Origin of the sequence: Pseudoalteromonas sp. SMS1, assembly GCF_021530565.1 — a bacterium.
Lineage (GTDB): Bacteria > Pseudomonadota > Gammaproteobacteria > Enterobacterales > Alteromonadaceae > Pseudoalteromonas.
On sequence record NZ_JAKGBI010000012.1, the window covers coordinates 26549 to 52095 of the forward strand.

Genomic DNA, 25547 nt, shown 5'->3' on the forward strand with positions numbered 1-25547 from the left:
TTTGGTAGTGACAGGGAAGTCACGCTAGGGAGAGGGGACGCATCATTGTGTGACTCGGTAAGGGCGTACACAGCCACTGTTGAGTTTTTTGTTCTCTGGCAAGGACGCCAGCCTTACTGACTGAGTAAGAGAGGCCAGGAAGCAGATGTCAGGTCATGGTTTACCTGAGAGAGCAACGTGCACAGGACGTGCACACACCGATTTATTTTTTTGTTCTCTGGCAAGGACGCCAGCCTTACTTGACTGAGTAAGAGAGGCCAGGAAGCAGATGTCAGGTCATGGTTTACCTGAGAGAGCAACGTGCACAGGACGTGCACACACCGATTTATTTTTTCGTTCTCTGGCAAGGACGCCAGCCTTACTTGACTGAGTAAGAGAGGCCAGGAAGCAGATGTCAGGTCATGGTTTATCTGAGAGAGCAACGTGCACAGGACGTGCACACACCGATTTATTTTTCGTTCTCTGGCAAGGACGCCAGCCTTACTTGACTGAGTAAGAGAAGCCAGGAAGCAGATGTCAGGTCATGGTTTGCCTGAGAGAACAACGTGCACAGGACGTGCACACACCGATTTATTTTTTCGTTCTCTGGCAAGGACGCCAGCCTTACTTGGCTGAGTAAGAGAGGCTAGGAGGCAGATATTGGGTCATAGTTTATCTGAGCGAACAGTGTGCATAATATGCGCACAGATGATTTATTTCCATTTCCTTTTCCTTGGCAAGGAGGCCAACCTTATTGTATTGAATAAGAGATGCTAGGAGGCAAAGTGCAGGTGACTCAGAGTGTTGGCGTGCAAGTTGGCGCTATATTTTCGATTTCTGGCAAGGACGCCGGCCATGCTCTTATGCACTAAGTGCGAATATCACACACCTAGCCTTTTATTTCTCCCTAAAGGCAGGCACCTTTGCTATCCCAAATGACTGTTAACTTTGCATACTACCGCACCTTGCTGTATCTCACTTGGTTGCACCACTCTTGTTGGGGGCAATGTAGGTGTTTATGGAAAAAATTATCACGGTATAATTCAGCAAAATTTGTGTCAAAGTGCGAAGAGTTCAAGAGTTACCCCTCAGGCGATAGCGTCGTTTCACGAGCTAGAGCAAAGTATATTAACGTGCAAGTCACCCTTGATTACTGCTGGGCATTTTTGACGGCGTGTTAATTGGGGGGCTAAAAGCTTATCGTTTTCGCCCTTTCTCATGTCAATCGCCACCCGCATGTGAACGCTTATTGCGGTATTCAGTTTGTATGTTTCAACATCAAAATACCAAGCGCCAAATGATACGGTGGGTGATGCCATTGTGCATATCGGGAAGCTAAGGGGAGTGACAGTCATATATGTGCGTGAAAAGGTACCAATAAACTTTTACTGACGAGAAAGATCACAGACGCGATTAGGTTGAGGTGTGCATGTATATCATAGCCTAATTAGAGGCTATGATTAAAAAGGTACTTTACGATGGCTTGTTGTCTGTTTGCACTGTTGGTTTTCTCAATGCAGTTGCTCAAGTGAAAATTAACAGTACGCTCCGATATCCCCAATATTTGACTGATCTCCCAAGATGTTTTGCCCTCAGATGCCCAAAGTATGCAATCACGCTCTCGTTTAGTAATTTTGACTGTTTCTTTGGAGATACAACGCTTTAAAGCAAGTAATAAGTGTGGCCCTAAAATACTCCAGTACCACTCTTGCTGTTGCGGCGTGATATACGACTCGCTGGTGATGAGAATGCTCCCTAAGATACCGCTGACACCGCGAATAGGTATAATCAATCCGTATGTACTGTCTTTGACATTTAAAGAGCAAGGAGTATGACTTTCTCTGCAATGCTCATAGATAACGTCAAGGTTGAGTATTTCCTCTATTTCATAGCTTTTTGGCCCAATGATTTGATGCTGATATGACGTTGGTGAAAGTGGTGTAAAGCCAATTAAATGTATCGAATCACTGTGAATACGTGCAGCAATGTCTCTCAGCCAATGATCAATGTGGGCCAGTGTGTCTAAATTCCCTGCTGCAACAATGAGAGGCTTAAAACTCAATATATTAGAAAATGTATTTTCTAAGTTGTGATTGTTCATCTTAGTTCCCGCAATTAATGAGCGTTGATGGGGCTATAGTGACGCTAATAAATTCACCTTGCAAATTTCTGGATATTTATTAATAAGTATAAAAAACATGTATTTAACCTTATTTATTATGGTTGAAATGATTGCACAATGGATTCTTTATAAGTATGTCAGCGCAGGCTATGATTTATTAATTATTCCGAACGAATAACCACAGCTTGATTTACCACAACTGACTGACTTTTGTTTAACTTAACCTCATGTTGGATGCGTCATTCGGGTCATTGGCATGGTTTCGTGAAACCTTGATGATCGGGAGCGGGGTTTTATGCTGGTTAATGGGGTCGATTGCCAGAAGGGTTGTCTATCATTGCTGTGTACTCAATGGTGTGCCGCTCAGTATTAGCGTCTGTTTTAATACAAGCGTCCTGTTTTGCTCAAAATACAACGAAGTTCACCGTGCAAAGCGCTTTGCTTTTGATTTCATATGTGTCATGCGATGATAACGGTAAACTCACGCCGCGCATTACGCTATTGGCGTTGTCTGGGAGGCGCCAATGGTAGGGGTATTTTACGGGGCATGTTGAGCTGGTGGTAAGTATTTAGGTGAATGGTGTGAGTGAACAGGATAGGGCGAAGCAATCGCCATGGCTTGAATCGTGTTTGAAAGAGACGTCGTTTACGCAGTGATGTGCCTGATGCGAGCGATTAATACTACACACGGTATGGCGTATCAGAAATGAAAAAAGCGCCCTATTAAAGTAGCGGACACGGGTGCTATTTTAAAGGGCGCTTGAACAAAAAAGTAAGTAATAAAATTAGAGTAATTCTGTAAACTTAAAAGATTCGCCGGTACCTAGTACACGTACTTTGAAGCTTGGGTTTAATTCTTTGGCGGCATAAGCAAGTCTGCGCAGTGGCTCGTTAACATGCTCAAACCCAAGTTGCCATGTGCCATAGCCCCAGGGGATAAATACCTTACAGTGCAGATCTTGCGCCGCTTTTAACGCATCCTCAGGTGACAGGTGCATACTTCTATAGTGCTTTCCATAGGCTGCTATTGGCATCATGCAGATATCAATATCCCCATATGCATTTTGTATATCATGGAAAATTGGGCTGTACCCTGTATCGCCTGCAAAATATATTTTCAGTTCACCGGTATTGATGATCCAACCACCCCATAAACTTTGGTTCCGATCGAAAACGCCTCTTTTGGAGTAATGATGCGCTGGTACAAAGTGGATTTTATTCTGCTTGTAATCCACGTCGGTATACCAATCCATGGCATATACACGATTAAATTTTCCTGCGAGCTCATCTTGCATGCCTAATGGTAAAAAAATATCAAGGCCGGTCCCCAATTCTGATAAGGTCTCATTGGAGAAATGGTCGTAATGGTCATGGGATATTAATACGCTATCGACGAATGACAGCGCTTTCGATGCCACAGGTGCTGGTCTTAAACGCTTTAACTCATCAAATATCATTGTGCCTACGGCACCGATTATGCCATCAAACTCACCAAGTACAGGATCTGTTAAAAAGCTATTTCCATGGCTGTCCTGAATTAAAAAACTCGCATGACCCAGCCACGTAATCATATTGTGAGACTGGCGATGTATAGAGAGCGGAAATAGATTATCCCGATAATTGAATCCATGGGTTTTATCAAATCCGGCGTAATAGAGCTTAAAGATACTGTCTTTAATCGGCTTTCTTTCTGCTGGTGTCACGAAGTCTATTGTATCAATCTCATGATAGGGCCCTAGGCCCTGAAAGGGAGATACATAGAGGTTTTTATACGGTTTTACATCGTCGGCATGCAATGTGTTGTTTACTTTAACGATTGGGCTTGACGGCTGATTAGTATTGCACGCCGTGGTGGCCAGTATGGCTACACATAGCCCAATGTATTTAACCGATTGCATTTTATTTCCTTAAAACTTATAAAATATTGGTGACAACGCATTTCGCGATTGCTTGAAGTCGATTTGCGCTGTTGGTCTTTTCAATACAATTGGCAAGGTGAAAGTTTACAGTGCGCTCGGACACACCTAAGATTTGGCTAATTTCCCATGATGTTTTCCCTTCACAGGCCCAAAGTAAGCAATCTCGCTCTCGTTTTGTGATTGCGACAAGGCGCTGTTTCGTCACTTTGAAATAAGCATGCACAAGGTAAGTTGCAATGGATGACCAATACCAACATAAATGCTCGACAGCCTCGGTGTCCTCAATGTGCAGCACGAGAGCGCCATGCTCATTGTGGCCCGCATGGACAGGTAACAGGTATAAATGCTGTGGATATAAGCTGCCAAACCGACTCAGTGAGATGGGGGAGGATTCCCTATTACAATACTGTTGTACTTCTTCACTTAATAGTAATTGGTTAACAGCGCCGGACTGACTTCCAAACAATTTACTTTTGATAGACGTTGGCGTGATATGAGCAAACGCAATGAAGGTTAAAAAGCTAGGAGTCGACATTGCTTGTAACTCTGACACTAGGTGGCGAAATTCAGTTTCACTTTTTACGTTGTCTATTTTATTCACGACTTCATTAAAGGCGGTTTGGGTGTAAATGCTGGCCGCTGCTTGCGCGATGATTGCTGAACTCATGTCCGGTGCTCCACTTATTGAGACGTATTGATTTATATTTCTGAAGGGCTTGTCACTGAAGTATCAGAGCTGTCGCCTTTGGGTGGTGTCGTTTTTAATAAATGAAATGACGTTGCACCGCCGTTTATCATCTGGGTCATGTTGACTGGTAAGCGGTTGCTGTCTTGGCTTAGGTTTTTGATTTTCTTTTTTGTAATTGCTAATTTCATGGTCGTGTCCTTAATTTTATTATTATTATGTTTTTATTGGGTTTTTTGTTTTTTATTAGTCTTGATGGTTTGGGCCTGAAGGCACGGTGACTGATGTATCAGAGCTACCGCGTTGCAGGTCAGATGATGTACCACCATTGATATATTTGGTCATTTCAACAGGAAGACGTTTGTTGTCCTGACTTAAGTTTTTGATTTTCCTTTTCGTCATCGCTAATTTCATGGTCGTGTCCAGTTTCTTATTATTAGATGTGGTTGCTGTTATAGCTGATGGCCAGGACCTGAAGGCACGGTGACGGACGTATCTGAACTGTCTGCTGGCAGTTGTGGCATCGAACCACCATTGATGCGCTTTGTCATATCGGCAGGAAGACGTTTGTTGTCTTGGCTTAGGTTTTTAATGTTCTTTTTAGTGATAGCCAGTTTCATTTTTTATCCTTTTACTAATTTGTTTATGTAGAACTAGGTACAGTTTTTATTATTTGACTTTTTTATGTCTTTACAGGGATGTTTTGTGGTGCCCTGTAACTTGAGTCCTAAGTTAGCAAGAATTTTCTAAAAGTGAATTATTAGAAGGTTATGATTTGTATATAAGGATTTGTGCTAAATATATGATTTTAAAGGTTTGTTATATTGTAAAAGAGTTTAATTAGAACTTTTTCAAGTGTTTTGCACGATTTTTACGGTGTTTGTGGATGCAACAAAGCACGCATATGCGCATAAGAGCGTAAGGTAAAACGCGTCGATGGTGTTGCATGTATGAGGATATTGGTGGGGGACTGACAGGAGGTCGAGGGCGCGATAAGAAGAAGGGCTATTTATTGTGCACAATGGACACGTAGAAGCAGCGGGTTGGTTGAAAAACAACCTGTTTGGTGCAGTGTTTGGTATTGAATCAATGCACAAAAACACGCAAAACTTGATAAAGACGTAGCTGTACTCGTCAGATGAGCATTCAAAGTATGAATTTGACTGTCAATTGAGATAAATCTAGTTAAAATATCATCAATCATTTCTGAACCATTTTATACATTACGTGTAGGTTGGCTGTGCACATGGAGTGGCAGCCTTAAAGTGTGTGGAATGTAGTAGGGGATTATAAGTAATAAAAAGGATTCATCACTGATGGCATTAAACACAGTTATTCTCGCTGCGGGTAAAGGTACTCGCATGCGTTCAAATTTACCCAAAGTTCTTCACCCTGTTGCTGGTAAACCGATGGTTCAGCATGTTATTGACAATGCAGTTGCAATGGGCGCAAAAGCCACTAATTTAGTTTACGGGCATGGCGGTGAGCAATTAAAAGAGCATCTAGCACACAACAAGGTCAACTGGGTGTTACAAGAAGAGCAACTTGGGACAGGTCATGCTGTGGCAGTGGCAAAAGAACATATTGCGGATGATGATACGGTATTGGTCTTATACGGGGATGTGCCTCTGACCAAACGTTCTACCTTAGAAAGACTTTTAACGGCAACGCCTGAAAATGGTTTAGCAGTACTGACAGTGACGCTTGATAACCCAACCGGTTATGGTCGTATGTTGCGTGAAAATGGCAAACTTGTTGGCATAATCGAGCAAAAAGATGCCTCTGCTGAACAGCTAGAGATTAAAGAGATCAACACCGGTATCATGGCTGCCAAGGGTGGTTTACTTAAAAAATGGTTGGGCCAGTTATCTAACAATAATGCGCAAGGGGAATACTACCTGACAGACATTGTGGCCATGGCACACGCGGAGGGAATTGAAATCAGTTCTGCTCAGCCAGACGACGCGATGGAAGTTGAGGGCGCGAACAACAGAGTGCAACTTGCGGCGCTAGAGCGTGCATATCAAGCGCGTCAAGCTCATGAATTAATGATAAATGGTGCTAGTCTGGCAGATCCAGCGCGTATTGACGTACGCGGTCAGGTGACAACGGGGCAAGATGTTGAGATAGATATCAATGTCATTTTCGAAGGTCAGGTTGAGATCGGCAACAATGTGCGTATTGGACCAAATTGCGTATTGAAAGACTGTCAAATTGGCGATGGTGCGGTTATTAAAGCGAATACCGTCATAGAAGAAGCACGTGTCAACGCGTTGTGCACCGTGGGGCCATTTGCAAGGCTGCGCCCGGGTACCGTACTTGAAGAAAATGCGCATGTTGGTAACTTCGTGGAGATGAAAAAGTCTCGTTTAGGATCTGGTTCAAAAGCTAACCACTTCACGTATCTTGGTGATACCACGGTGGGTGAGAAAGTTAACATCGGTGCCGGTACGATCACCTGTAATTATGATGGTGTGAATAAATCACAAACTATCATCGGTGATGGCGCCTTTATTGGTTCTAACTCGTCGCTCGTTGCGCCAGTGAATATTGGTGCACAGGCAACAGTGGCTGCGGGCTCGGTCGTGACAAGCACGGTTGCGGATTCGCAATTGGCAGTGGCGAGAAGCAAGCAACGAAACATCGATGGTTGGCAACGCCCGACCAAGAAAGCCTAACGCAAAATGCAAAAAAGGGAATTGAATTCCCTTTTTTTGTATCTCATTTCTTTCTGGTGTTCAAAGTGATACATTACGGAGGGGTTAATTAAAATTTAACAATAAAAACAATTAATTCAGGTGTACAAGTTATTATGGAAAATCTCTTTCGCAAAGAAGTACTTGAGAATAAGCGACACCGATTAGAAGGAGCTGTGAGTTTAGTTCAACCACCCGTGTTTAAGACACTCACCTTTCTGATCTTGTTTGTGGTGATCATTAGTATTATTTTCCTTGCCGTGGGCAGCTATGCGCGAAAAGAACGCGTATCTGGTGTACTGGAGCCAAATACCGGGATCCTCAATATGGTTGCTTCACAAGAAGGCGTGGTTGCCGAAGTCCTGGTTGAGGAAGGTCAGTTTGTAGAAGCCGGACAGCCGATTTTGCGCATTGCATCAGCTAAGCACAGTACGCAAGCGCTAGAGTTAAACCAAGCGCTACTTAATCAATATACGTTTCAGATACAAAACATCGAGCGACTTATTGCTCAGCAAGAACAACAATATCAATTAGATCTCAATGAGCTAATGCTCCAAAAAGTCAGTGCTAAAAAACGCCTTGAAGAAATAAATAGTCAGCAAGTGACATTCTCACAACGCCTCGATTTGAATAAGCAGATGGTCAATCAAATTAGCACGTTGAAGGGCACAGGGTATATTTCAGAGTTGGAGTTGCAAAGACAGAAAGACACCCTGTTATCACTCGAGCAGCAGTCTTCCAATATCCGTTCAGAAAAGCTCAGCTTAGCGTCCCAAATTGAACAGTTTGACACGCAGCTAGAAAAACTCCCCCTTGGACATGATGAACGGATCAATCAACTTAAATCCGAGCGTGCGCAATTAAAGATTCAATTGACATCAATCGAACAGCAGAGGCTGGGCGAATTACGTGCGCCCAAATCTGGGGTTGTGACAGGCTTGTTGGCGAAGGTTGGTAAGAATGTCATTTCAGGACAAAAGCTGTTAAGCGTGATCCCAGAAAATAGCCAAATGCAAGCCGTGATTTATGTGCCTACATCGGCCTTTGGGTTTATTGAGCAAGGCCAGCAAGCCAAATTGCGCTACCACGCTTTTCCTTATGAAAAATTTGGGATTTATGGGGGAGAAATCAAACAGATCAGTACCAGTTTAATTTTACCTGAAGAAGCCATCATTCCCGGTATTATTAGTGAACCTGCTTATCGTGTCATTGTGTCTTTGTCTGACCAAAGTATTCAGGCATATGGCAAATCTACCCCGTTACGTGCAGGGATGATGTTAGACGCAGATATTATCATCGAGGAGCGTTCGCTACTGCGTTGGTTATTTGATCCGGTATTTAGTATTAAAGGACAGCTGTAAGCTGCAATAACGATAATAAAAGGCTTTGTATGCACCAGGAAGATAACTCACCGGTACAAAAATTACAGTTTTGGTCAAGGAATTCACTGCCTATCATTTTGCAATCTGAAGCGGCGGAATGTGGTTTGGCAAGTTTGGCAATGGTTGCGGCATACCATGGATACCACAGTGATTTGACCGCGCTCAGGCAAAAATTCAGTATTTCAATTGAAGGCGCTACGTTACTGGATATTATGCACTTTGCTGAACAGCTAGAGCTTAGTTCTAGGCCACTAAGAATTGAATTAGAAGATTTAGATGCACTACAAACCCCATGTATTTTGCATTGGGATATGAACCATTTTGTGGTGCTAAAAAAAGCCAATGAAAAGCGCATCGTCATTCACGATCCTGCATCAGGCGAAAAGACCTTTACGTTAGAAGAAGCTTCTAAACACTTTACCGGCGTTGCGCTAGAACTCACCCCGACAAAAAGTTTTGAGAAAAAAGAGAAAAAACCAAGTCTAAAATTTGCCGACTTTTGGAGTCGTATTACTGGCTTAAAACGCTCTTTGTTATTGATTTTCTTACTTTCTATTTTACTTCAAGTGTTTACACTTGCCGCGCCATATTATATTCAGTTGGTGATTGATGATGTCGTCCTTACTGGCGATACCAACTTATTGACTGTCTTAGCCACCGGCTTTTTCTTGGTCCTCATATTTGAGATTGCCACCAACGCATTACGGGGGTTCACACTGCTGCACTTTGGCAATCAAATGAATATCCAATTGGGTGCAAACCTTTTCCATCACTTGGTGCGCTTGCCGATTTCATACTTTGAAAAGCGTCATATGGGGGACGTGGTTTCTCGGTTTGGCTCGTTACAACAAGTGAAGCAAATTCTGACGACCGGTGTGATTGAAGCCATTATTGATGGCTTGATGGCCATTATTACCTTAGCCATGATCTTCTTTTACAGCCCGACACTTTCGCTGGTGGTCTTGGCCGCGGTGATTGCTTATGCGTTGGTTCGGGTTGCCATGTACAAGCCATTTAGAACCATTAGTGAACAAGAGATCATGGCGCGTGCAGAAGAAAACTCCAACTTCATGGAAACGGTGCGTGGTATTCAAACAATCAAGCTGTTCGGTTCTGAAGTAAAGCGAGAGGGGCAATGGCAAAACCGCTATGCAAATGCAATCAATCAAAGTATTCGCTTAGGTAACTTCCAAATTGGTTATGATGCAATCAACCGTGCCCTGTTTGGTATCGAGAATATCTTGGTGGTCTACTTGGCGGCGCATTTGGTCCTAGAGGGAGGCTTTAGTACGGGGATGTTATTTGCCTTTATGTCTTATAAACGTCAGTTTATGGACAAAACGGCGAACCTAATTGAAAAGTTGATTGAATTTAAAATGGTGGGGTTACATTTTGATCGTATTGCCGATATTGCGCTTACTGACAAAGAAACCTTGCAACCAGAGAAGCAGAAGAAACACACTGTAAAAGGCAAGATTGAACTAAAAAATATCTGCTTTTCTTATTCAGATGCGACACCAAATGTATTGCACAACCTCTGTTTAGATATTAATGAAGGTGAATCAGTGGCCATTACTGGCCCTTCGGGATGCGGTAAATCAACCTTACTTAAAATTATGTTAGGCCTTAACCAAGCCAAAAGTGGTGAAGTACTGATTGATGATGTGCCCATTGAGCAAATTGGCGCGAGGCAATATCGTCAGCAAATTGCTGCGGTGATGCAAGACGATGAACTGTTGTCAGGCTCTGTCGCCGATAATATCGCCTTTTTCGATACCCCGATAGATATGGAGCGTGTGGTTTATTGCGCGCAGTTAGCGGCGATACATGACGATATTAGTCAAATGCCCATGGGTTACGACAGTTTAATCGGTGATATGGGGTCATCCCTTTCAGGGGGACAAAAGCAACGGATCATATTGGCGCGTGCATTGTATAAACAACCTAAAATTTTGTTTATGGATGAGGCGACGAGCCACTTGGATACGACTTTGGAATCGGACATCAATGAAGCGGTAAGCCGCTTGGATATGACCCGCGTAATTATTGCACACCGTAAAGAAACCATTGCATCGGCGAATCGTGAAATCCGCTTGCAAAAAGTTACAGCAGAAGAGCTCGAAGCCGAGCAAGAGTAAATTTAACCATCGCCCTCCAGCGCTAGGGAGGGCCTTATTCGACGTAGTTTTATTTAATTTTTGTTGTGCTTCAGTCATTTTGAGAACGCGTAGGCGTGCAATTTATGTGACCAACTAGTCAATTTTTAGACGTAGATTAACTATTGAGATAGGGATCTATTTAAGTTAATTTCTATTGCGATAACAAAAAAAATAAAGCTTTATTATTAAGGAAGACCATGTCAGAGCATCTTATCATCACAGAAAGTCAACGCCGTGAAATCACGGACATCATATCGCTGCTAGCTGCAAGAGTGAGTGAGAATCTCAAATCAGGAGAAGCGCAAAATGGATTGTTAAGTGGTATTGCAGGCCAATTGCTGTTTTTATTTAAAGCGCATCAATTTGACGAAAGCATTGTGGACGAAGACGTTTTTGGTGAGATGCTTGAAGTGTTGCAGGAGCAATTAGCGGATCAAAGCTTCGAGTTGAGTAATGGCCTTGCTGGGCAGGCTTGGGTACTAGAATATTTTAATCAAGCGGATCAAGCAGACTACGATCCCACGCTCTTAGATGATGTAGACGACCTGTTTACCGAAGCGCTCAATCATAATCCCTGGCCTGGGGAAATCGAAATGGTACTGGGTTTGTGCGGATATGCCCCCTACGCGGCTAGACGTGCGAAGTTTTCTGATCAGCATAAACTGTATGGCACCATCGTATCTGGGTTAGAAAGCACGGCGACGTATTTTGACAATGGGCATATCGCGTGGTCTCAACCTGCAGAATCCGTTTACCGCTTTGATACCGATGATAAAGATAAGCCAGAATATAACTTAGGCTTGGCACATGGTGTGCCAGGTATGATTGCTGCGTTGCTCCCAGCCTACCATATCCCGTCACTTAAAGCGCGTGTGGACAAGCTTTTATCGGGGGCCTGTGATTGGTTAATGACACATCAAAACTCGGCCAGCGGAGCAGATGCTGAGCATTCTTGTTATGGCTCTTGTGCCGGTGCTGAAACTCATTCAAGACTGGGGTGGTGTTATGGTGATTTAACCATCGCCATGATATTAGCGCGAGCAGGCCATGCATTGGACAGGCCGAGCTATGTAGAGCATGCCTTAGAAGTGGCTGTACATGCCACCAAACGCGATGCAGAAAATGCCTATATTAATGATGCTGGTGTGTGTCATGGGTTTGTAGGGTTGGCGTTGATTTTTAATATGCTTAACGATTTGATGCCACACCCCGCACTGAAAGCACGCTCTATCTACTGGATAGAATATGGCCTGCAAAAATTTCGCGAGGGCGGTATCAAATCGCTATATTCATACAATGGTGTCACAAAAGAACATGAGGAAGAATTTGGCTTCTTAATGGGATATTCCGGTATTGGTTGTGCATTAATCAGCGTGCTGAATGATGATACGAGTTGGACTGAATGTCTGCTGATGTCTTAAGGAGAGGTATATGTCAACAAAACAACTAAAAAACGACCACTTTTTTGTAATTCGAACGCCTCGTTTAGCACTTGAGCAGTTGGCTGCATTCGGTGAAAAAGACGCAGATACCAATTTGCTGCTCAGTGCTTGGTTAGCGACGCCAGGTGTTGAAGAGGCCATCTACCTTGCCAGCCCTTCGCTGTTGGAGCGTATCGAACAGTGGCGCAGCAAGCCAGACTCAAAGCAAGGTAAAAAAGTAGCCCATGCCCTGATTAAATATATGGTACGTATGTGCTCCAGACCGACCCCGTTTGGGTTGTTTTCAGGTATTCATAAAGGCCGCATCGCAGCAACCACTGAACTTTTGCCTGCAGATCACTGCAAAGACAGTCGCAAAACACGTCTGGATATGTTTTACCTGTCTGCGTTGAAAGAGCATTTTATCAAGCATGCCTCGCGTTCAGATAATTTAACTTATAAGCCTAACTCATCTCACTATTTTATTGCGCAGCAATGCCGTTATATCGAAACATATCTATCTGATGACACGATGCAGTACCGCCTCAGTGCGGTTGAAAGCGATGAGTACTTTAGATTTGCACTACAATTGGCTAAACCGGGCGTAAGCTTTAACGAGTTAGTGTCTCGTTTTAAGGCGCAATACCCTGAAGCATCGCAAGAAGAAGTCGAAAACTATATTCAAGATCTTATTGATGAAGGCGTATTGCTGGCGGATATTCCATTGCCATTGACAGGCGACTCACCAGATCATGCGTTATTGAAGTCAATCGAAGATATTAAAGAGTTAGACGCCGCAGACAAGCTGGCGACGGCACTGTCTAAGATCGACAGTTTGGACGCTGCATCCAGTGGTGACATTTCGCCATACAAACAATTGCTCTCACATCTAGAAAACTTACCGGTGAAAGCACAAGAAAATAAATTGTTTCAGAGCGATATTTACCGAGCATTTGATCAATGCACCCTTTCAGAGATGGAAATAAAACGGGTTCAAAAGCAGTTAGAGCTGATAGCTGGGCTGACAATTACTGAGCCGACTGGCGGTTTGAGCCAGTTTATCAGTAAATTCAACTCACGTTTTGAAGGCCAGTTTGTTCCTTTGGATGTGATTTTAGATGATGAGTCTGGCATTGGGATTTCTACGGAAACCGGCTATGAAGCACCGCTGGTGGCGGGGCTGAACTTAGCACGCAGTGGCGCTAATCAAGCGACCGTACCTGAAGTCAGCTTAATCGAGAATATTGTTGAGCGTGCATTGAGCCTACCAGAAAATCGTGGCAAGGCGTGTGTGGTACTGAAGAGCAAAGAACTGAAAGCCAAAGTAAACAACAAAGAGGCGGTCGCTACCTTTCCATACTCATTTGGCACCATGCTGAGCTTGTACCAAGATGATAGAGGCAACCCCATCTATAAGTTTAACGGTTGCTATGGGCCATCTGCCGCGAATTTATTGGGACGTTTTTGCCACCTTGATGATGGATTAAAAGAGGCTGTGAAGGGACATTTAGCACAGGAACAATCGCACAGTAATGATGTGATCTTTGCCGAAGTCGTACATATGCCAGAAGGGCGCCCTGGTAATGTGATCGCCAGACCGCATTTAAGAGACTATGAAATTGTGTTCATGGCAGATAGCTCGCTGGAAGATGAATATCAAATCCCGCTCAATGACCTGTATGTTTGGGTGGAAGGACAAAAAGTGAAGCTATGGAGTAAACGTCTGAATAAACAAGTTATTCCACGTTTATCAAGCGCCCACAACTATTCCGCTCGCAGCCTCAGTGCGTATAAATTTTTGTGTATGTTGCAGCATCAAGAAGGTCGAGCACCGCACTTTAGAATGCCAACCAGCACAGAGCGCGCTGCGTTTGTACCACGCGTCATGTTAGATAATTTAATTCTCAGCGAAAAAATATGGCGTATTGAGCGCACCGAACTAGAAGCAATCAATAAAAAAGGGGAGTTCAGTCGCGACAAGCTTGACGCACTCATGACCAGATATGATTTGGATGCACAAGTGAGTTTTGCAATGTCAGACAATGTGCTTCAGCTTGATTTACGCAACCCAGACATGTTTGCGATTTTACTGGCAGAGACGAAGGGCCATACCAATGTTGAGCTTAAAGAAGTCTTGTCTAGTAGCTATTGTTCTCGCGTGACAGATGCGCAAGGGTTGCATTACAGCAATGAAGTAATTGTGCCCTTTATTAATGAACATGCACGGGTGCACAGCCATTTCTCTGATGATCCCTATGCCAATATTACCGCTGAGCCTATCAAGCGCCGTTTTGGGGCGGGCTCAGAATGGCTTAGCCTGAAAATATACTCGGGTAATTCTCTGGTTGAGCAATTGCTTACCGAAGAGTTGCTGCCTTTGATCACTGAGCACCAGGATCTTTATGATAAGTGGTTCTTTATTCGCTATGGCGATCCGGACTGGCACCTTCGCTTACGCTTTCACGGTGATCCCGGTCTGCTGTGTGGCCAACTGTTACCGCGCTTAAATGCTCTGCTTGATCCAAAAGTAGAGTCCGGTGAGCTACACAAGGTGGAGTTGATGACCTACGAGCGCGAAGTTGAGCGCTATGGTGGACCAGAATCAATGAGTATGGTTGAGGCATTATTTATGTATGATAGCCGCCTAATTGCGCAAGCATGTGGCTTAATAGATGACCATGGCGAAGACGTACGTTGGCGTGTTGCACTCGCTTGTACTCACCGATTATTAAACCTATTCGAATACAGTAATGACGCGCGCTTCAAGCTGATCAGCAATCTGCGAGATGGGTTTGGTCGAGAGTTTAATGAAACCAGCGTGCTGCGTAAGCAACTGGGTAATCGTTATCGTGAATACCAAGCGCAAATGGAGGATGATTTTATTAAGCTAGTCCCTGAGCGGGCCAGTGAATGTGATGACGTGCAAACAGCCATACTGACGATTTTGGAGTCATGGCAAGCAAGCGCAGCACCTGTGGTGGAAGTATTGAGTCGTCTGATTGAAGAAGGGCAATTAAATTGCACGCGTGATTCTCTATTGAGTTCATTGCTGCATATGCACAATAATCGGATGTTTAAGGCATACGGACGTGAACAAGAGCTGGTGATCCATGACTTGTTACGGCGCAAGTATTTCTCAGCAGACAAAAAGGCGTGAGCCTGAATACAGTAATAAGGCGCCTGAGAGGCGCTTTTTTATTAATGGCATAGGCTAACTCCGTCAAAAGTGACTATAAATATAAGCAGGATCAGATTATTAGGTAAAAATATGAACTATATAAATGGATTGCTTCTCGGGTTGCTTCTATGTACGCACAGTGTTTTGGCAGCCTCTATTGCGAAAGAGCTTAAGGTTTTTGAGCCATACCTAGGCACTTGGCAGGCGAGTTTTTCGATGGGGGAAGGGCAAACCGTAACGGATGTGAGCCGGTGGGAGCGGGCATTGAATGGCACCGCAATCAGAACGTTACACTCGATTAATGACGGGGCGTATGGCGGTGAGTCATTGTTGTTTTGGGACAAAGCCCAGCAGCGCATTGTGTTTTACTATTTTACCACTGCTGGGTTTTATACGTCTGGCAAAATTGACGTTGTCAGTCAGCAGGAATTTGTCGCTTATGAAGCTGTTGAGGGCAATCAAGATGGCATCACCAAAGTGAAATCGACCAGCCGTTTCACAGAGGGCGCCTTTACTGTGTCTACCCAGTATCTTAAAAACGGGCAATGGACGGAGCCGGAGGTGCGTACATACCGCCCCAGTACCAAGCAAGTTAAGTTTAAATAATGGCCTTAAAACGACTCTTTTTTGGTCTTGGTTTAGATGCGCAAGCCAAGGCGCATATTTCACCGTGGTTAAATCAATCCGTGTCTCATGCAAAGCCTGCGACGTTGGCGCGTAATTGGCATATTACGTTGGCATTTTTGGCGCAAGTGGATGAATCGAGCACTGCGGCACTGATTGACTTTGCCCGCAAACTCAATCTTGCGCCTTTTGAACTGCACTTTTCACACACTGGGTATTGGTCACATAATGGCATCTTTTATTTAAAACCAGCCCCCAGTGAGGCACTCAACCGGCTTGCCACACCGCTTCGAGAAATATCAGAGCAATGGCAGTTATACTCTAACCCCTACGCGTTCTCACCTCATATCACTTTGTTCAGAGGGCTCAAAAAGGCCCCTGAGGTACAGTCGCCTTTGGCGCCATGGACGCTGACTGTGACCGAGTTTCATTTATATCATTCGCACACATGTCAGGATGGTTTGCATTACACACCGATTGCGTCGTTTGGGCTTAACGCCTGAGCCGTAAAGAGAGCTGATTTAGCAAAAAATGGGCGACTCGACGTAAAGGGCCAACGGCACCACTGTGATTAAATAATTTGGCGGTTGCCTGATTGCGTGCTGTGCTGACATGCTTGCGGCGACACTCTTTCGCGGCCATAGTCCAGTTTTCTGCTCGGATGGCGCTAAGCAGTTTAGGCCAAGCGCGACTCAGGTTAGTTGTGCCTAGATTATAGGCCATATCAAGCAGTGCTAGTTGCACATTGCTGGGCATTTTTTTGAAAGGAATATAGCCATTTTGGGTGCTAAAGAGCACCTCGAGTTCATGCTCAAACTCGGCAATTTTTTTCTCGAGTAATTTAAGACACTCTTCATGGGGCAGGTAGAGGTGACAATGTTGGTCGTACCAACTGGCTAGCCGCCCTTCGGGGAGCTTCGCAATGGCCTTAAATTCTTGGGCTTTTTGCGCTCGACTGGCCGCTTTTTTGGTGGACTTGTCTCTCATGGTCATTTTCGTTAACGCTTTCTCATCACCGACAAGGAAACCTGCGCCGACGGTCACGTTACCACGCGTATCAAGGTACAGATGGGCTATCACGCCTTCATACAAACAAATATGCTTGGCAGCTTGCTGCCTATCCAACTTTTTTAGATTGAACACCTTTCAACCTTTTTAACTTCTGATGCCTTGTTAACTGTGTAGCATTGCTTGAGTAAAGAGCAATAGCAAGTATTGACGTCGATATCGTGGGCGATGTGACTAATCTTTTCCCACAGATTACCGTTAAAGCTGCTGCGATCCATAGAAAAGAGCACTAAGTCATTTCCGTCAGCAAGCAGGGCATTTTGTGGATTGCTGGTCACATACCAGCCAAATTGTTTCATGTAATTGATATCTTGGTTGTCGTCCTGTACCTCATTTAGCGCTGCTTTATAGGCCTCTAAATTGCAGCAATGATTTAGAAGTGCTTTGAGGCTGTGGTAGGTATTACCTTGATATTCAAACCGCATTGATTTGATCAGGGCTGGCCCTGTCCCAGAGTTGGTTACTTTCACAGACATACGTGCTCGTTCAGCGTCCAGATCGTAATCGCTGTAGCTAACCTGTAACCAAGGCCAAGTTTCGGCGTGCAGTTGCCTTTCGGCTGCTGCGACTTGTTCTTGTGCGGCTTTGGCTTGCATATAAGTGGCGTAAAATGAGGCGGCGGAGATCAATATTGCACACAGCGCCAAAATACTGTTCATCTTGGAACGTGACAGGCGCCATTTAACCTGGCGTGGTTGTGTGCCCTTGTTTGGAGGCGTAAGAGGTTGCTTTATGGACATTACGTACTTCCCATTATGGCGCTAAAAAAATGGTCAGCTGTTCGCCAATTTGCAAAGTAGAGTGAGATATCTGATTCCACTGTTTAAGCTTATTAACGGACACATTGAATTGCCTCGCAATGCGCCACAAGCTGTCGCCAGATTTCACTGTGTATGTGTAATGTTGCTCTGCCAAGATGGGTAAAATGAGCTTTTCACCAATACGAATTGTATCACTTTTCAATTGGTTGAACGATTTAAGCTGAGATACGCTGAGGCCGTAACTGGCCGCAATTACACTCAGGCTGTCACCGCGACGAATTGTATAAGACTGCCATTGTTGGTCAGGCATGGTGGGTAAGTTCTGAGCGTACTGTTGCCACTCTTGCACCTTTTCAACAGGTAAAATGAGTCGGTTAGGGCCGCCTAACAGGGCTGGAAAACGAGCATAACCCGTGTTGAGGTCTTCGAGCATTGACCACTGGGCGCGATTGTCTAGTATCGTTGCGCCAGGCAGAGAAACTACGGTGATTGCCGGGGTGTTATCGATGGCTGGAAAGGGCATCAGTCGTTGCTTTAACAACTGTGTGGCAGCCAGTAGTTTAGGTACATAGTGACGAGTTTGGCGCGGTAAATTCAGCGCAAAAAAATCGGTGGATTTACCCGATTTTTGATTGTTGGCTATTGCCCTTAAAACTCGCCCCTCTCCAGTATTGTAAGCGGCAATGGCATGGTACCAGTTACCTTCAAAACGACGGTGCAAATAGGTTAAAAAATCCAGTGCGGCCCTCGTTGAATCAATCAGGTCTTGGCGGCCGTCATACCAGGGGTTGATGGTTAATCCATAATGTTTTGCAATCAGGGGGGTGAGCTGCCATAACCCTGAGGCATGTTTGTGGGAATAGGCCTGCATATCAAAATCGGTTTCGATGAGCGGCATTAAGGCAAGCTCGATGGGCAAACCGCGCTTTTCTATTTCAGTTACAATATAGTAGAGCAATGGGTCTGCACGTTCACTGATGGTGTGCATATAGTTTGGGTGGCTCAAGTACCATTCAATACGCTTTATAACACGTGGGTGATTGGACGGCGCAAAACTAATCTGCTGACGTATTCGTTGCCATACATCTTTTGCATCTTGTGGTTTGATTGCTGGTTTGTTCGCAATGTTTACTAACGGTGGCTGTGTCACAGTTGGGCTGCTCGGCGATATTTGAGAAGGCAGCGGTGAGGGGACATTGTGTACGTCCTCAGCTGAGGGCGTTGTTTGGCACGCCGTCAGAGAGAGTGCCAGAGCAATGAGTATGAATCGTTTGAGCATGATTGAGCCGTTTTATTATCGTTTTTGTCTCACTATTTTATAAGTGAATGAAATAAATAAACAAGTTAAAAAAATTGGGACAAAGAAAAGGAATTTAATAGTGGTTGGTTGTTTTTTGAACTAAAATTGGGTGTGTTGCGTTTAAGTAAAGTAGTTCCATTCAGTAAGGGGTATTTTTATGGATCGCACAGAACTCAGAGAACAATTTGAACATAGCTATATGGACCCGGTCATATTAAGTTACGCAGATTCCAATCACTATCTCGCTGGTGGTCTGGACGTACTGGGTAACTACCATCTTATTACGGACAAACACGGTAAAATCGTTACATACAACTCGCTGCGAGAGGCTGAAGTGGAGTTGGCTGAACTCGGCGCCACAGAGGCCACCTTTGATATGGAAACGGCCTATGACGAAATGGTCGGCAGCGTGAGCGATGGACATTGCCGCTTTAAACTGCCTTTGGTGCATTAAAAACGCTGAGCCTTAATAATGGGGCTCACGGCCCCGTATTAATAACTTCCGCTCAATGACAGTGTGACGACTGGCTCAACGCGTTCATCGAAACGTGTTCTTCCATCGTTGTTACCACTACGCTGAGGCGAGTAAAATGTTTGCTCGTAGGTGTATTTGGCGGTATTGAGTGCCGCAACCTCAACGTTGACACGCACCGCTGTGGTGAGCTGATACTCTGCGAATGCGTTGATTTCTATGTGGTCTTGCTCAACAAACACTTCGTCTTGATAATAGTAGGTTGCTGATTCTGGCAGGAAGATGTCTATCCCCCAGCTGTACTTGGGCATATCTCGCCTAAACGCCATGCTCGCGCTGTGCGGCGTTAAACCAGTTATTGCTCGGGCACCTGTCAGTGGGTCATGGTAACGCGCGCTTTGGTATTGATAATCGATACTTAGCTGACTACCTGACAGCCATCTGTCAGTATCCCATGTCAATGACCATTCGGTTCCTGCAAGCGTGGCAGTGCCAGCGTTGCCCAGACCTGCTCTACCATTGGCCAATGTAATCACTTCATGAATGTCTTTTTGCCATTGATGATAGAGTTTGAGGCTCATGAACAGGGTATCCGTGGGTCGAATATTGAAGTGTGTAGCAAGCTCGCTGTACTGGCTTGGCTGCAAGCGACTATTGCCGGCTTGGTTGCGGTCAAAGCCAGCATTTTGACTCGCCACAAAGTGATTAAAATCGAGTTGTTCTACATGATGTTGTGCAGTTAATACTAGGTCCCAATAAGATGCTTGCTCATAACTTAGGCGCACCAACGGTTTAATAAAGCTCAGGTTGCTGCGATGCGTGTGCGCCGCGCTGCTCTTAAGTTGGGTATACTCTGCGTCCAGCCTCATATACAGCTGCCAATGATGAGGGAGCGTGTGCGCGACGGCAACAAATGGTTGATAGCGCATTTCTGACACTCGGCTGTTGAGAACTTCACCCTCGACGTACGTGGTCGCATCTAGCTGATTACGACTGATCTCAATCCCCAATTCTGGTTGATAAGTCAGTGATGGCGCATTGAAATTGAATTGAACAACCTGCTCTTGATGTACTTTATGTTGTTTAAATAAGTCAGGTTGTTCACCCGTATCGCGACTGAGTGCGTCGCTGTCTGTGGCTTTTTTACTGTGTAAAGCGACCAGTTGTAGGTGTTTATCTTGGCGAGATTGATGTTGCCAATCAAGACTGAACTCTTGTTCCTGAGTTTGAATAGACTCATTGTAACGCCATGTACGCGCTAAATCGGTATCCGTTTCGCGATAAGGTCTGTGGTAGTCTGTTTGCCAATCTTCGTTGCGTGTTTTTGCTGACAAACTGAGTCGGCTATGTGACTGAGTTAACACGCTGCGCAGTGACAAGAGGCGGCTGTTTAGCTTTTCAAAAAAATCTTCGTGCCCTGTCTCGGTTTGCAGGTCCTGTGCTGAATATACATGCATACTCGATACTGACTGATGTCTATCATCCTGATAGTGCGTATTGATTTGATGTTGCCATGTGGCACTTGGTACTGATATTTGGGCAGCCAGCTCACTTGGTCGGTAGGCACGATAGGCTGATGTGAGTTTACTGCGTGCTTGCCAGTTGGTGGTTGCTATGTTGTCTCGGGTGATGACATTCACAACCTGATTAAACTGACTCGCGCCAGTAAAAGGGTGACCGGCACTGTAAAAGCGGATGGCGACGATATGTGACGTAGGTAGCTGGCTGAGTATTTGGCTCAAAGATTCTGATTTAGAAGCGGGCACAGCGCCATTAATTAACACATTTCCCCCGGACGCAGCTAATCCTCGGTTGGCTGTGCTTTGTGACAATGAAAAGCCAGGAATTTGCGTGATTTTGTCGAGTGCATTTTGCCCATAAAGCTGGTCCAGTGTGGTGTTTTCATAGTTGATCACTGTGAATGGTTGGCGATCTTGTGCATCGTTGGCTGTGACCTTGGCTGGCATGATAAGAAAACAACACACAATACCTGTCAAGAGGTGTGGGTTTTTGGATGGCAGTTCCATGGCGGCTTTGCTTCCTGTTCGATTCGATTTCAGTGCTTATTGAAATAAATCAAACTACGTAATTCAATCATTTAGGGATTGTTGGGGGCTTCTAGGGATGATTGGATGGGGGATGTGCACTCGCCCCTAAGTTGCAAGGGACGAGTGGACGGGTTTAGGTTAGGCTGCGTTTTTCAGTTTGGCTTTTACTTTGGGCTTAAAAGCTTTACTCAGTGCCACAGATTGCCCGTTTTTAAGCAGTACGAGTCCGCTACCTGAAGGCTTGATGTGAATACGCGCGACAAAATTTAAATTAACCAAGTGAGAACGGTGGGTGCGTATAAACTGAGAGTCTGGCACCTGTTGTTCAACTTGTTTGAGTGTTGCGCGTTTTAAAAATTGCTGCTCTTGAGTATGAAACTCAACATAATTGCTTGCGGAGCTAATGTGTGTAATATCATCAAAAAACAGATGTGATTTGGTGGCGCCATTGTCTACCTCAATGCCGGTATGTGGGTTGAGCTCGGTGCGTAAATACGTATGCCAAATAAAGCTGATGACGAACAAGACCAATGGGTGTGATGGCGCGAAGTACAACAAGGTATAGGCGATATTGTCGTTAAACACAAAGAAGTCAAAAATACTTTGGTAAGTCATCGATATACATAACATCAGCGCTAGAATCCCCAATAAACGCCGGTGTGTAAGTTGCTTTTTAATGTCATATTGATGCAGCAAACGAAAGGTGAGCGGCGTCAGTAAATACCATAACCCCCACTCTTGAAGTGCCCAAACAGGGTGGTTATTGATTTGCTGTGCGACGGGCATGACATAGTCATAAAGTGCATAGGTACCCGTTAAAAAAAAGATCAGTGCACTCCATCCAGCAAGTGAAATTAACCATTCCTTTTTAATCTGCTCTGTCATCATATAACCCTAAATCAGAAACGCGATTGTAGTTTACTCAAATTGTCTCAATTTCCCACACTATTGCGACGATATTGTGCTTTTTCGCTAGCCAAAGACACAGCGAAAGCAGGCGCCTTGTGGTTGGTCCAAATATAATAACTCACCCCCATGTTGCAGCATAATTTGTCGAGAGAGGCTGAGGCCAATGCCGGAACCCTGTTGCTTTGTGGTGTAAAAGGGGACGAACATCATATCCTGTGCTTGCTGTGTGATCCCCGGGCCGTTATCTATGACATCTACACAGAGTTTATCCTCCTCATTTTTGACGATCTTTAAGGTGATTTTGGGATTCGTCTGAGCACTAATTTGAAGTGCCTCAACCGCATTTTTACAGAGATTTATTAGTACTTGCTCTATTTGTTTGGTGTCTAAAACACACAGGGCATTGGGCGGCGCCACAATATCAAACGCCACTTCATTATGTTGCATACAAAAAAGCTGTTTTGTATTTTTTAATAGCTCACTAAGCTCAATCTTTGCAAGCTGGGGAGCAGGTAGGCTACTCAGCTTTCTAAATTCTTGAATAAATTCACTAAGATGAGCACTCCTTGATGCGAGTGTGGAGAGTGCTAAATGGAGATCTTGTTTGTCTTCTTCCTCATCAAAGCTCAGTGCGTCCGGTAACAATGAAATGCAAGTTTGTGCCATGGAGGTGAGCGGTGTAATGGAGTTGGCGACCTCATGGGTGAGCACTTTGGTCAGTTGCTTGTAAGCATGTTGCTCCTTGGCATTGAGTTCTTCTTTAATGGATTGTAAGGTCACGACCTTATACAGCTTGGTTTGGATCCGCAGTGTACTCACCTGTATATACAAGGTGTCATGTAACCCATGTTTCTGCCAAGAAAAAGTTTGGCGACTGTGTTTATGCGTATTTTTTATAAACTCAATGATTTGTGGGTTGTTACTGGCGATGGCATCGATATGATCGATTTTCAGGCCGAGTTGCTTTCTCACTGCCGCACTTTGCTCGGTAATCTGACCATATTCATCGCAAATGAGCATGGCCAGATCCATATGGTTGAATACGGCATTGATAAATTGTATTTGTTGTTCAGCCGCCAATTGTGCTGCTTGCATTTGCGTCTGTGCGTCACGGAAATCTCGACGTAATGGGTGATCATCGGGTAATCCTAAAGTGTGATCACCATTCGCAAGTGCGCGAAATAACTGCACTGGGACGCGTTTTTCCTGTCGGTATACATGATTTAACCAAGCAATTAATAATACCGCAGAAATACCAAACACAATGGCTGTGGCGCTGAGCCCACGACTGGCAATGGCCAGTTGGAGTAGCATGCCTAAACCCAGCAAACCACAGGCGGCGATGAATACTTTAAATTGTGCATTCATTGTTAAAGTCCATACTTTTCTAAGCGGCGATACATGGCACCTCTGGTTAGGCCTAACGCCTTTGCCGCATGACTTACATTGCCCTGGAAGTGTTTTAACGCTGCACGGATCGCCCGTTGCTCAATCACATCCAAGTCGAATGTGTCGTAATCTAGGCTCGACGTGGGTTGGTCGGATACAGGAGGCGTAGAGGCAACGAGCACATGGTGGATAGCCAGTTCGTTGCCGTCAGATAAGATAACCGCACGCTCAATTGTATGGGCAAGTTCTCGTACATTACCAGGCCAAGAATAGTCGCAGAGTGTGCGCAAAGCACTGGCTGGGAGCGTCACGTCACGACGGTATTTTTGCTGGTAAACATTCATATAATGATCGACCAGCAAAGGAATGTCTTCTTTGCGCTCTCGTAAAGGCGGTAGGTTTATTTCTATTGTATTGATTCTATACAATAAATCTTGCCTAAAATGACCGTCAATGACTGATTGGGGGAGTGCGTCATTGGTCGCACATACCAAGCGAATATCGACGTCGATAGCTTGATTGCCACCGACGGGCGTCACTTGTCGATTTTGTATTGCTGCGAGTAATTTAACCTGTTGATCAAGCGGCATATTGCCCACTTCATCTAAAAATAATGTGCCGCCATGGGCCAGTTCAAAGCGCCCCATTCGATCGGCTTTTGCGTCGGTGAAGGCGCCTTTTTTATGGCCAAACAACTCACTTTCAAACAAGCTACTGGACACTGCCCCCATATCTAAGCTGATAAACGGCATCTGGGCACGTGTACTTTGCGTATGGAGTGCATGTGCCGTGAGCTCTTTGCCGGTACCACTTTCTCCTGTGATCAGGATGTTCGCATCTGTTTTTGCAGCTTTACTCAATGTATCAAACACTTGAAGCATGGCGTCACTTTGCCCCAAAAATTCACTTTGAGGTTGGCAGAGCGCCTGACTCAGCCCCTGGGTTTGCCGTGATAGCTTACTAATGGCTTGTTTGTCTTGTGCGTGGGCAAGGGCTGTGGCAATGACGGTTAATAGTTGGTCGTTTTGCCAAGGTTTGGCAACAAAGTCCGTCGCGCCATTTTTAATGGCCTCAACAGCCAGTTGGACATCACTGTACGCGGTCATCAAGACAACGGCAATACTGGGCGCTTGCGAATGAATTTTATTGAGCCAGTAAAACCCCTCCTGTCCACTGATGGCATCACGGTTAAAGTTCATATCAAGTAAAATGACATCAACTTGATGGGTGTTGAGTAACCCTGCCACATCAAAAGGGTTATCTGTGGTGAGGACTTTTTTATGGTGTTGCTTTAGTAATAGTTTTGCGGCGAGTAATACATCGGTATTGTCGTCCACAATAAGTATGGTTCCCTGCTTTTCCATGCTGATAACTCATTATTGTTATTTTTTGACCTGCTCAGCTTACCGCAAAATGACAGAAAGTGTCCAATTAT

21 protein-coding genes are annotated in these 25547 nt (G+C 44.7%); 8 read left to right on the plus strand and 13 right to left on the minus strand.

Annotated features, from left to right (window positions below; all coding sequences use genetic code 11):
- Window positions 1–1426: 1426 nt before the first annotated feature.
- The 6 genes from L1286_RS24235 to L1286_RS13295 form a co-directional block, all read right to left on the minus strand.
- A complete protein-coding gene (locus L1286_RS24235) occupies window positions 1427–2080 on the minus strand; it encodes a helix-turn-helix transcriptional regulator (RefSeq protein ID WP_328284222.1) in 654 nt (217 codons plus the stop codon).
- Window positions 2081–2886: 806 nt separating this feature from the next.
- Window positions 2887–3999: an MBL fold metallo-hydrolase gene (locus L1286_RS13275; protein ID WP_235407534.1), complete on the minus strand. Its 1113-nt coding sequence runs from the start codon at window positions 3997–3999 to the stop codon at window positions 2887–2889.
- Between the two features lie 16 nt (window positions 4000–4015).
- The gene (locus tag L1286_RS13280) at window positions 4016–4687 is read right to left on the minus strand and encodes a helix-turn-helix domain-containing protein (protein ID WP_235407535.1); all 672 of its coding nucleotides are present in this window, start codon (window positions 4685–4687) and stop codon (window positions 4016–4018) included.
- A 32-nt stretch (window positions 4688–4719) separates the two neighbouring features.
- Complete coding sequence (locus L1286_RS13285) at window positions 4720–4896, minus strand: hypothetical protein (RefSeq protein ID WP_235407536.1); 177 nt, start codon at window positions 4894–4896, stop codon at window positions 4720–4722.
- Between the two features lie 55 nt (window positions 4897–4951).
- Window positions 4952–5119, minus strand: a complete 168-nt coding sequence (locus tag L1286_RS13290; RefSeq protein WP_235407537.1) for a hypothetical protein — start codon at window positions 5117–5119, stop codon at window positions 4952–4954.
- 38 nt (window positions 5120–5157) lie between these two features.
- Window positions 5158–5325 carry a hypothetical protein gene (locus tag L1286_RS13295; protein ID WP_235407538.1) on the minus strand — a complete coding sequence of 56 codons (168 nt, stop codon included), beginning with the start codon at window positions 5323–5325 and terminating at the stop codon, window positions 5158–5160.
- Between the two features lie 696 nt (window positions 5326–6021).
- On the opposite strand from L1286_RS13295, the gene glmU reads away from it, so the two are divergent.
- From glmU to thpR, 7 genes are all read left to right on the plus strand, one after another.
- Window positions 6022–7383 carry a bifunctional UDP-N-acetylglucosamine diphosphorylase/glucosamine-1-phosphate N-acetyltransferase GlmU gene (gene glmU / locus L1286_RS13300; protein WP_235407539.1) on the plus strand — a complete coding sequence of 454 codons (1362 nt, stop codon included), beginning with the start codon at window positions 6022–6024 and terminating at the stop codon, window positions 7381–7383.
- Window positions 7384–7517: 134 nt separating this feature from the next.
- Window positions 7518–8762, plus strand: coding sequence for an HlyD family secretion protein (locus L1286_RS13305; protein ID WP_235407540.1), 1245 nt, complete (start codon window positions 7518–7520; stop codon window positions 8760–8762).
- A gap of 29 nt (window positions 8763–8791) precedes the next feature.
- On the plus strand, window positions 8792–10921 hold the full coding sequence (locus L1286_RS13310) for a peptidase domain-containing ABC transporter (RefSeq protein ID WP_235407541.1): 2130 nt from the start codon (window positions 8792–8794) through the stop codon (window positions 10919–10921).
- Between the two features lie 218 nt (window positions 10922–11139).
- Window positions 11140–12363 (plus strand): lanthionine synthetase C family protein, encoded by a 1224-nt coding sequence (locus L1286_RS13315; RefSeq protein WP_235407542.1) that lies wholly within the window; start codon window positions 11140–11142, stop codon window positions 12361–12363.
- A 10-nt stretch (window positions 12364–12373) separates the two neighbouring features.
- Entirely contained in the window at window positions 12374–15520 is a 3147-nt protein-coding gene (locus L1286_RS13320) for a lantibiotic dehydratase (RefSeq protein WP_235407543.1), read from the plus strand.
- 111 nt (window positions 15521–15631) lie between these two features.
- A complete protein-coding gene (locus L1286_RS13325; RefSeq protein ID WP_235407544.1) occupies window positions 15632–16147 on the plus strand; it encodes a hypothetical protein in 516 nt (171 codons plus the stop codon).
- Window positions 16147–16668, plus strand: coding sequence for an RNA 2',3'-cyclic phosphodiesterase (gene thpR, locus L1286_RS13330; RefSeq protein ID WP_235407545.1), 522 nt, complete (start codon window positions 16147–16149; stop codon window positions 16666–16668). The genes L1286_RS13325 and thpR overlap by 1 nt, the downstream gene beginning before the upstream one ends.
- Here the strand turns inward: thpR and L1286_RS13335 are convergent.
- Genes L1286_RS13335 through L1286_RS13345 form a run of 3 tightly spaced genes read right to left on the minus strand, consistent with a single transcriptional unit; the run spans window position 16658 to window position 19273 of the window.
- Window positions 16658–17308 (minus strand): pesticin C-terminus-like muramidase, encoded by a 651-nt coding sequence (locus tag L1286_RS13335; protein WP_235407546.1) that lies wholly within the window; start codon window positions 17306–17308, stop codon window positions 16658–16660. The two genes, thpR and L1286_RS13335, sit on opposite strands and share 11 nt — an antisense overlap.
- Window positions 17296–17973 carry a hypothetical protein gene (locus L1286_RS13340; RefSeq protein ID WP_235407547.1) on the minus strand — a complete coding sequence of 226 codons (678 nt, stop codon included), beginning with the start codon at window positions 17971–17973 and terminating at the stop codon, window positions 17296–17298. Before L1286_RS13340 ends, L1286_RS13335 begins: the two co-directional genes overlap by 13 nt.
- A gap of 13 nt (window positions 17974–17986) precedes the next feature.
- Complete coding sequence (locus tag L1286_RS13345) at window positions 17987–19273, minus strand: LysM peptidoglycan-binding domain-containing protein (RefSeq protein WP_268832369.1); 1287 nt, start codon at window positions 19271–19273, stop codon at window positions 17987–17989.
- Between the two features lie 178 nt (window positions 19274–19451).
- Between L1286_RS13345 and L1286_RS13350 the strand changes: the two genes are divergently transcribed.
- Entirely contained in the window at window positions 19452–19748 is a 297-nt protein-coding gene (locus L1286_RS13350; protein WP_235407548.1) for a DUF6482 family protein, read from the plus strand.
- Between the two features lie 38 nt (window positions 19749–19786).
- Here the strand turns inward: L1286_RS13350 and L1286_RS13355 are convergent, their stop codons facing one another.
- The 4 genes from L1286_RS13355 to L1286_RS13370 all read right to left on the minus strand — a co-directional run bounded on the left by L1286_RS13355 (window position 19787) and on the right by L1286_RS13370 (window position 25476).
- Window positions 19787–21793 (minus strand): hypothetical protein, encoded by a 2007-nt coding sequence (locus L1286_RS13355; protein WP_235407549.1) that lies wholly within the window; start codon window positions 21791–21793, stop codon window positions 19787–19789.
- Window positions 21794–21952: 159 nt separating this feature from the next.
- Window positions 21953–22702: a LytR/AlgR family response regulator transcription factor gene (locus tag L1286_RS13360; protein ID WP_235407550.1), complete on the minus strand. Its 750-nt coding sequence runs from the start codon at window positions 22700–22702 to the stop codon at window positions 21953–21955.
- A gap of 84 nt (window positions 22703–22786) precedes the next feature.
- Window positions 22787–24091, minus strand: a complete 1305-nt coding sequence (locus L1286_RS13365; RefSeq protein WP_235407551.1) for a sensor histidine kinase — start codon at window positions 24089–24091, stop codon at window positions 22787–22789.
- 2 nt (window positions 24092–24093) lie between these two features.
- Window positions 24094–25476, minus strand: a complete 1383-nt coding sequence (locus tag L1286_RS13370; RefSeq protein ID WP_235407552.1) for a sigma-54-dependent transcriptional regulator — start codon at window positions 25474–25476, stop codon at window positions 24094–24096.
- Window positions 25477–25547: the final 71 nt, after the last annotated feature.

Excerpts from the sequence above, each read along its gene's own strand:
- L1286_RS24235 (WP_328284222.1), bottom strand. The coding sequence starts at position 2,080 with ATGAACAATCACAACTTAGAAAATACATTTTCTAATATATTGAGTTTT.
- L1286_RS13275 (WP_235407534.1), bottom strand. The coding sequence starts at position 3,999 with ATGCAATCGGTTAAATACATTGGGCTATGTGTAGCCATACTGGCCACC.
- L1286_RS13280 (WP_235407535.1), bottom strand. The coding sequence starts at position 4,687 with ATGAGTTCAGCAATCATCGCGCAAGCAGCGGCCAGCATTTACACCCAA.
- L1286_RS13285 (WP_235407536.1), bottom strand. The coding sequence starts at position 4,896 with ATGAAATTAGCAATTACAAAAAAGAAAATCAAAAACCTAAGCCAAGAC.
- L1286_RS13290 (WP_235407537.1), bottom strand. The coding sequence starts at position 5,119 with ATGAAATTAGCGATGACGAAAAGGAAAATCAAAAACTTAAGTCAGGAC.
- L1286_RS13295 (WP_235407538.1), bottom strand. The coding sequence starts at position 5,325 with ATGAAACTGGCTATCACTAAAAAGAACATTAAAAACCTAAGCCAAGAC.
- glmU (WP_235407539.1), top strand. The coding sequence starts at position 6,022 with ATGGCATTAAACACAGTTATTCTCGCTGCGGGTAAAGGTACTCGCATG.
- L1286_RS13305 (WP_235407540.1), top strand. The coding sequence starts at position 7,518 with ATGGAAAATCTCTTTCGCAAAGAAGTACTTGAGAATAAGCGACACCGA.
- L1286_RS13310 (WP_235407541.1), top strand. The coding sequence starts at position 8,792 with ATGCACCAGGAAGATAACTCACCGGTACAAAAATTACAGTTTTGGTCA.
- L1286_RS13315 (WP_235407542.1), top strand. The coding sequence starts at position 11,140 with ATGTCAGAGCATCTTATCATCACAGAAAGTCAACGCCGTGAAATCACG.
- L1286_RS13320 (WP_235407543.1), top strand. The coding sequence starts at position 12,374 with ATGTCAACAAAACAACTAAAAAACGACCACTTTTTTGTAATTCGAACG.
- L1286_RS13325 (WP_235407544.1), top strand. The coding sequence starts at position 15,632 with ATGAACTATATAAATGGATTGCTTCTCGGGTTGCTTCTATGTACGCAC.
- thpR (WP_235407545.1), top strand. The coding sequence starts at position 16,147 with ATGGCCTTAAAACGACTCTTTTTTGGTCTTGGTTTAGATGCGCAAGCC.
- L1286_RS13340 (WP_235407547.1), bottom strand. The coding sequence starts at position 17,973 with ATGTCCATAAAGCAACCTCTTACGCCTCCAAACAAGGGCACACAACCA.
- L1286_RS13345 (WP_268832369.1), bottom strand. The coding sequence starts at position 19,273 with ATGCTCAAACGATTCATACTCATTGCTCTGGCACTCTCTCTGACGGCG.
- L1286_RS13350 (WP_235407548.1), top strand. The coding sequence starts at position 19,452 with ATGGATCGCACAGAACTCAGAGAACAATTTGAACATAGCTATATGGAC.
- L1286_RS13355 (WP_235407549.1), bottom strand. The coding sequence starts at position 21,793 with ATGGAACTGCCATCCAAAAACCCACACCTCTTGACAGGTATTGTGTGT.
- L1286_RS13360 (WP_235407550.1), bottom strand. The coding sequence starts at position 22,702 with ATGATGACAGAGCAGATTAAAAAGGAATGGTTAATTTCACTTGCTGGA.
- L1286_RS13365 (WP_235407551.1), bottom strand. The coding sequence starts at position 24,091 with ATGAATGCACAATTTAAAGTATTCATCGCCGCCTGTGGTTTGCTGGGT.
- L1286_RS13370 (WP_235407552.1), bottom strand. The coding sequence starts at position 25,476 with ATGGAAAAGCAGGGAACCATACTTATTGTGGACGACAATACCGATGTA.